The organism is Streptomyces flavofungini (assembly GCF_041028215.1).
Classification (GTDB): domain Bacteria; phylum Actinomycetota; class Actinomycetes; order Streptomycetales; family Streptomycetaceae; genus Streptomyces; species Streptomyces flavofungini_B.
In genome coordinates this window covers 1-7,280 of record NZ_JASKYR010000373.1, presented here as the reverse complement: position 1 = coordinate 7,280, position 7,280 = coordinate 1, and the positions used below count along the sequence as shown (strand labels likewise).

At 71.3% G+C, this 7,280-nt stretch carries 6 protein-coding genes; 4 read left to right on the top strand and 2 right to left on the bottom strand.

The genetic code is table 11. The annotated features are described in order from the left end of the window. Positions 1-178, top strand: a 178-nt coding sequence (locus AB8Z36_RS23970; RefSeq protein ID WP_369215436.1) for a VOC family protein, incomplete at its 5' end; no start/stop codon positions are given. Between the two features lie 16 nt (positions 179-194). On the opposite strand, the gene AB8Z36_RS23965 is transcribed toward AB8Z36_RS23970, so the two are convergent. Then, positions 195-1,076 carry a LysR family transcriptional regulator gene (locus tag AB8Z36_RS23965; protein ID WP_369215435.1) on the bottom strand — a complete coding sequence of 294 codons (882 nt, stop codon included), beginning with the start codon at positions 1,074-1,076 and terminating at the stop codon, positions 195-197. A 96-nt stretch (positions 1,077-1,172) separates the two neighbouring features. Between AB8Z36_RS23965 and AB8Z36_RS23960 the strand changes: the two genes are divergently transcribed. The 3 genes from AB8Z36_RS23960 to AB8Z36_RS23950 are packed head-to-tail and all read left to right on the top strand — an operon-like array spanning position 1,173 to position 4,585. Beyond that, positions 1,173-1,880 carry a succinate dehydrogenase gene (locus AB8Z36_RS23960; protein ID WP_369215434.1) on the top strand — a complete coding sequence of 236 codons (708 nt, stop codon included), beginning with the start codon at positions 1,173-1,175 and terminating at the stop codon, positions 1,878-1,880. A gap of 3 nt (positions 1,881-1,883) precedes the next feature. Further along, positions 1,884-3,842, top strand: coding sequence for a fumarate reductase/succinate dehydrogenase flavoprotein subunit (locus AB8Z36_RS23955; RefSeq protein ID WP_369215433.1), 1,959 nt, complete (start codon positions 1,884-1,886; stop codon positions 3,840-3,842). Continuing rightward, entirely contained in the window at positions 3,839-4,585 is a 747-nt protein-coding gene (locus tag AB8Z36_RS23950) for a succinate dehydrogenase/fumarate reductase iron-sulfur subunit (protein WP_369215432.1), read from the top strand. The genes AB8Z36_RS23955 and AB8Z36_RS23950 overlap by 4 nt, the downstream gene beginning before the upstream one ends. On the opposite strand, the gene AB8Z36_RS23945 is transcribed toward AB8Z36_RS23950, so the two are convergent. Next, on the bottom strand, positions 4,563-6,992 hold the full coding sequence (locus AB8Z36_RS23945; protein ID WP_369215431.1) for an ATP-binding cassette domain-containing protein: 2,430 nt from the start codon (positions 6,990-6,992) through the stop codon (positions 4,563-4,565). The two genes, AB8Z36_RS23950 and AB8Z36_RS23945, sit on opposite strands and share 23 nt — an antisense overlap. Between the last annotated feature and the right edge of the window lie 288 nt (positions 6,993-7,280).

The following is a 7,280-nucleotide window of genomic DNA, read 5'->3' as shown; positions in this document are numbered from 1 at the left end:
GCCCACCGCCCACCTCGACCTCTCCTGCACCGACCCCACGGCGATCCGCCCCTGGCACGAGAGCCTCGGCGCGACCTTCGTCTCCCAGGGCCGCCACTGGCTGGTGATGCACGACCCGACGGGCACCCCCTACTGCCTCACGGGACGCGATCCGGTGACGGGGCGGGTGCCGGCGTAGGGCGGACCCGGGACCCTCACCCCTGCCGTTCGAGCAGCATCCGCTGGAGTTCGCGGGCCGCGCGGGGCGGGGCCACGTCGCTTCGGTGGGCCAGGGCGATCGTGCGGTGCAGGCTCGGGCCGGTGAGAGGGGTCATGCGGAGGTCGGCGCCGGAGCGTTCGGCGACCATGCGGGGGACCACCGCGAGGCCGAGGCCCGCGCGGACGAAGCCGAGGACCGCGTCCATCTCGCCGCCCTCCACCGCGAACTCCGGCTCGAAGCCCTCGGCGCGGCAGGCGGTGACGGTCAGTTCCCGCAGGTCGTAGCCGTGGCGGAACATGACGAGGCGCTCGCCCTGGAGGTCGGCGATGCGGACCGTCCTGCCCAGGCGGCGCTCGTGGGGCGACGACACCACCACCAGGTCCTCGCGCAGCAGCTCCACCGTGGTCAGGGCGGGGGAGGGGGACGGCAGCGGCAGGACCACCAGGGCGAGGTCCAGGGCGCCGCGTGCCAGCTCGCGGACCAGGTCGTGGGAACCGCCCTCCTCGATCAGGAGCTGGATGCCGGGGTGGCGGTCGTGAAAGGCGCGGAGCACCTCGGGGAGCAGCCCCGTGCACACGCTCGGGGTCGCGCCGAGACGGATGCGGCCGCGCCGGAGCTGCACGAGCTCCTGCACCTCGATACGGGCGGTGTCCGCGTCCGCGAGGATGCGGCGGGCCAGCGGCAGCAGCGCCTCGCCCGCGTCGGTCAGCGCGATGTTGCCCCGGGCACGGCTGAACAGCTCCGCGCCCAGCTCCTTCTCCAGGGCCCTGATCTGCTGGGAGAGGGAGGGCTGCGAGACATGCACCCGTTCGGCGGCATGCGTGAAGTGCCGGGTCTCGGCGACCGCCACGAAATAGAGGAGCTGCTGGAACTGCATATCCGCCACCATACGTGCGGTGATAGGCGACGGCTATGAACATCAGCTCATCCATGTCTTGGACCGATCGGGACTTTCGGCCGTAGCGTCCCTGGCATGGCTCTGGCAACGCGGACGGACAAGCGGCCGTCCATGACCCGCACGCTCTGGGACTCCACCATCGGCAAGAAGACCGTGATGGCGGTGAGCGGTCTGATCATGCTGCTCTACCTGGTCGCGCACATGGTCGGAAACCTGAAGATCTTCTTCGGGCCCGAGGAGATCAACCACTACGCGCACTGGCTGCGCACGGTGGGCGAGCCCTTCATGCACCGCGAGTGGACGCTCTGGCTCGTCCGCGTGGTCCTCGTCGCCGCCGTCGTCGCCCACGCCACCTCCGCCTACCAGCTCAGCCGCCGCGACATCCGGGCACGCCCCACCCCGTACGTGCACAAACGGCAGGGCGCGAGCTTCGCCACCCGCACCATGCGCTGGGGCGGCATCATCCTCGCCCTCTTCATCGTCTGGCACATCCTCGACCTGACGACCGGCACCGTGCACCCCGGCGGCTACGAGCACCTGCGCCCGTACCAGAACATCATCGACACCTTCTCGACCTGGTACGGCAACGTCATCTACATCGTCGCCGTCCTCGCCCTCGGCCTCCACGTCCGGCACGGGCTGTGGAGCGCCGCACAGACCCTGGGCGTCGGCACCGCGACCCGCGACCGCGTCCTCAAGCCCCTGGCAGGCGGCCTCGCCCTGGTGCTGACCGCGGGCTTCGTCTCCGTACCCGTGGCCGTCATGACCGGACTGGTGAGCTGACCCATGAACCACTCCCGCGCCTACGCCGACTACACGACCGGTGAGCCGCTCGTCGACGCCAAAGCGCCCGACGGGCCCATCGCCGACCGCTGGGACAACCGCCGCTTCCAGGCGAAGCTGGTCAACCCCGCCAACCGCCGCAAGCACACCGTGATCGTCGTCGGCACCGGCCTGGCCGGCGGCTCCGCCGGAGCCACCCTCGCCGAACAGGGCTACCACGTCGTGCAGTTCTGCTACCAGGACTCACCGCGCCGCGCCCACTCCATCGCCGCGCAGGGCGGCATCAACGCCGCCAAGAACTACCGCAACGACGGCGACTCCGTCCACCGGTTGTTCTACGACACCGTCAAGGGCGGTGACTTCCGCGCCCGCGAGTCCAATGTGCACCGCCTCGCGCAGATCTCGGTGGAGATCATCGACCAGTGCGTCGCGCAGGGCGTGCCGTTCGCCCGCGAGTACGGCGGACTCCTCGACACCCGCTCCTTCGGCGGCGTCCAGGTGTCAAGGACCTTCTACGCGCGCGGCCAGACGGGACAGCAGCTCCTCCTCGGCGCCTACCAGGCACTCAGCCGCCAGATCGCGGCCGGGAACGTCGAGATGCACCCCCGTACCGAGATGCTCGACGTCATCGTGGTCGACGGACGGGCCCGCGGCATCGTCGCCCGCGACCTGATCACCGGCAGGATCGACACCTACTTCGCCGACGCCGTGGTCCTCGCCTCCGGCGGCTACGGCAACGTCTTCTACCTGTCGACCAACGCCATGAACTCCAACGCCACCGCCGTCTGGCGGGCCCACCGGCGCGGCGCACACTTCGCCAACCCCTGCTTCACCCAGATCCACCCCACCTGCATCCCGCGCACCGGCGACCACCAGTCCAAGCTCACCCTGATGAGCGAGTCGCTGCGCAACGACGGCCGCATCTGGGTGCCCAGGGCGAAGGGCGACACCCGCCCGGCGAACGAGATCCCCGAGGACGAGCGCGACTACTACCTGGAGCGCGTCTACCCCTCATTCGGCAACCTCGTGCCCCGCGACATCGCCTCGCGCGCCGCGAAGAACGTCTGCGACGAGGGGCGCGGCGTCGGCCCCGGCGGCCAGGGCGTCTACCTCGACTTCGCCGACGCCATCCGCCGGATGGGCCGCAAGGCGGTCGAGGAGAAGTACGGCAACCTCTTCGACATGTACGAGCGCATCACCGCGGAGAACCCCTACGAGGTGCCCATGCGCATCTACCCCGCCGTGCACTACACGATGGGCGGCCTCTGGGTCGACTACGACCTCCAGACCACCGTCCCCGGCCTCTTCGCGATCGGCGAGGCCAACTTCTCCGACCACGGCGCCAACCGGCTCGGCGCGAGCGCCCTCATGCAGGGCCTCGCCGACGGCTACTTCGTGCTGCCCTCCACCATCAACGACTACCTCGCGCGCCACCCCCACAAGGAGGAGGTCGACGACGACCACCCCCTCGTACAGCAGGTGCTCGCCGAGACCGAGGACCGCCTCAACCTGCTCCTCGCCGTCGACGGCGACCGCACACCCGACTCCTTCCACCGCGAACTCGGCGAGGTCATGTGGGAGTTCTGCGGCATGGCCCGCAGCGAGTCGGGGCTGCGCAAGGCCCTGGAGCGCATCCCGCAGATCCGCGAGGAGTTCTGGCGCCGCATCAAGGTCCCCGGCACGGGCCAGGAGTTCAACCAGTCCCTGGAGAAGGCCAACCGCGTCGTCGACTACCTCGAACTCGCCGAGCTGATGTGCCTCGACGCCCTGCACCGTGCCGAGTCCTGCGGCGGCCACTTCCGCGAGGAGTCCCAGACCCCCGACGGGGAGGCCGCACGCCGTGATGAGGAGTTCTCCTACGCCGCCGCGTGGGAGTTCACCGCCACCGGCGAGGCCCCCGTCCTGCACCGGGAAGACCTCGTCTTCGAGTACGTCCACCCCACTCAGCGGAGCTACGCATGAAGCTCACCCTGCGCGTCTGGCGCCAGAAGAACGCCGAAGCCGACGGCGCGATGTCCACCTACGAGGTGGACGGCATCTCCTCCGACATGTCCTTCCTTGAGATGCTCGACACCCTCAACGAAGAGCTCATCGTCAAGGGCGAGGACCCCGTCGCCTTCGACCACGACTGCCGCGAGGGCATCTGCGGCGCCTGCTCCCTCGTTATCAACGGCGACGCCCACGGACCCGAGCGCACCACCACATGCCAGCTCCACATGCGCTCCTTCCACGACGGCGACACCATCGACATCGAGCCCTGGCGGGCCTCCGCCTTCCCGGTCGTCAAGGACCTGGTGGTGGACCGCTCGGCCTTCGACCGGATCATCCAGTCCGGCGGCTACATCAGCGCCCCGACCGGCGCCGCCCCCGAGGCACACGCGGCGCCCGTCCCCAAGCCGGACGCGGATTACGCCTTCGAGAACGCCGAGTGCATCGGCTGCGGAGCCTGCGTGGCCGCCTGCCCCAACGGCTCGGCCATGCTGTTCACCGCCGCCAAGGTCAACCACCTCAACGTGCTGCCGCAGGGTGCGCCCGAGCGCGAGACCCGGGTGCTCGACATGGTGGCGCAGATGGACGAGGAGGGATTCGGCGGCTGCACGCTTACTGGCGCCTGCGCCTCTGCCTGCCCCAAGGGGATCCCGCTGCCGTCCATCGCCGCTATGAACAAGGAGTGGCTGCGGGCTACTCGGAAGGTTCGGCGGTGAGCTTCCGCGATCGGGTGCGGGTTCGCTGTGGCTGGTCGCGCAGTTCCCCGCGCCCCTTGCCGGGGCGCGTAGCTGCGGCCAGGTATGGTGCCGTGCGGCTGGCCTCGGCGCGGGCCACCTCCGCCGGGGTTCCCTCCGCCACGATCTCCCCGCCCCGGTCGCCGCCGCCGGGGCCGAGGTCGATCACCCAGTCCGCGCCCGCCACGACCGCCATGTCGTGCTCGACGACGACCACCGAGTTCCCCGCGTCGACCAGCTCGTGCAGACGGTGGCTGAGGAGTTCGACGTCGGCCGGGTGCAGGCCCGTCGTCGGCTCGTCGAGGAGGTAGAGGGTGTGGCCGCGCCGGGCCCGCTGGAGCTCGCTCGCCAGCTTGATGCGCTGCGCCTCACCGCCCGACAGCTCGGTGGCGGGCTGCCCGAGCCGCAGATAGCCGAGCCCCACGTCGAGGAGCGTGCGCAGACTGCGGACGACGGCGGGGGTGCCGGTGTCCGCGAAGAAGTCCGCCGCCGCCTCCACGGTGAGGTCGAGCACCTCCGCGATGTTCTTGCCGTGGCAGGTGACTTCGAGGGTGGCGGGGTTGTAGCGGGCGCCCCCGCAGTCCGGGCAGGGCGCGTAGGTGCTCGGCAGGAAGAGCAGTTCGACGCTGACGAAGCCCTCGCCCTGGCAGGTCTCGCACCGCCCGCCCGCGACGTTGAAGGAGAACCGGCCGACGCCGTAACCCCGCTCCCGCGCCTCGTCGGTGGCCGCGAACACCTTGCGCACCACGTCGAAGAGGCCCGTGTAGGTGGCGAGGTTGGAGCGCGGGGTGCGGCCGATGGGCTTCTGGTCGACCCGGACCAGGCGGCCGACGCCCGCGAGCTCCTCGGTGATCTCGCCGACCAGCGTGGACTTGCCCGAGCCCGAGACGCCCGTGACCGCCGTGAAGACGCCGAGCGGCAGCTCCGCGCTCACCCCGCGCAGGTTGTGCCGGGTGACCGGGCCGACCTTGACGCGGCCTGAGGGGCGGCGCACCTCGCGTACGGGCGCGGGGGAGCCGTCGAAGAGGAACCGGGCCGTCGCCGACTCCGTGACGCCCGCGAGACCGGCCACCGGGCCGCTGTGCAGCACCCGTCCGCCGTGTTCACCCGCCCGCGGTCCGACGTCGACGAGCCAGTCCGCGTGCCGTATGACGTCGAGGTGGTGTTCGACGACGAAGACGGAGTTGCCCGCCGCCTTGAGCCGGTCGAGGACGGTGAGCAGCGCCTCCGTGTCCGCCGGGTGCAGACCGGCGGACGGCTCGTCGAGCACGTACACGACACCGAAGAGACCCGAGCGGAGCTGGGTCGCGAGGCGCAGGCGCTGGAGTTCGCCCGCCGAGAGGGTGGGTGTGGCGCGGTCCGGGCTGAGGTAGCCGAGGCCGAGTTCGGTGATGGTCGCGATGCGGGCGAGCAGGTCATCGGTGAGGACGCGGGCCGTGTCGGAGGAACCGGCCGCGCCCGCGAGGACGTCCGCGAGTTCGGAGAGGGGGAGCGCGGCGAGGTCGGCGATCGTGCGGCCCGCGAAGGTGACGGCGAGCGCCTCCTGGCGCAGCCTGCTGCCGCCGCACAGCGGGCAGGGCGCGCTGGCCAGGAACCGTTCGGCCTTGGCCCGCAGCGTCTGGCTCCGGGAGTCGGAGAAGGTCTTCAGGACATAGCGCCGGGCGCTCATGTACGTACCCTGGTACGGGCGTTGGATGCGCTCCGCGTCGCGCACCGGGTGCACGGTCACCACGGGCTGCTCGTCGGTGAACAGGATCCACTCGCGGTCGGCCGCCGCCAGCTCGCGCCACGGCCGGTCGACGTCGTACCCGAGGGCGTCGAGCACGTCCCGCAGGTTCTTGCCCTGCCAGGCGCCCGGCCACGCGGCGATCGCGCCCTCCCGGATGGAGAGCGAGGCGTCGGGCACCAGGAGTTCCTCGGTGGTGCGGTGGACGCGGCCGAGGCCGTGGCACTCGGGGCAGGCACCGGCCGCCGTGTTCGGCGAGAAGGCGTCCGAGTCCAGCCGCTCGGCGCCCTCCGGATAGCGTCCGGCGCGCGAGAAGAGCATCCGCAGGGAGTTGGACAGGGTGGTCACCGTGCCCACGGAGGACCGTGACGTCGGCGCCGAGCGGCGCTGCTGCAACGACACCGCGGGCGGCAGCCCCGTGATCTCCCCGACCTTCGGGGCACCCACCTGGTGGATGAGCCGACGGGCGTAGGGGGCGACCGACTCGAAGTAGCGCCGCTGGGCCTCGGCGTAGATCGTCCCGAAGGCGAGCGAGGACTTGCCGGAGCCCGAGACGCCGGTGAAGACCGCGAGGACGTCCCGCGGCACGTCCACGTCGACGCCCCGCAGATTGTGCTCCCGGGCACCCCGGACGCGTACGAACGGATCGTGAGGGCTGTGCATGGGCGACGCTCCGCAGACGGCTCGGGGACAAACCCCACGATTCTAGGCCGGGAGCCTTACCGCCAATCGAGCGGCCCGCGTCGCCCGCACCGCCCGGCCGTTTGTGCCGCCTCGCCGCTCGTGGCTGCCCGGCCGCCCGGCTGCTTGTGCCACCTCGCCGCTCGTGGCTGCCCGGCCGCCTCGCTGCTTGTGTGGCCCGGCAGCTCGTGTCGCCCGGCTGTTTGTGCCGCTTCGCCGCTCGTGGCTGCCCCGTCGCTCATGGCCGCCCCGCCCAGCATGTCGCCCGGC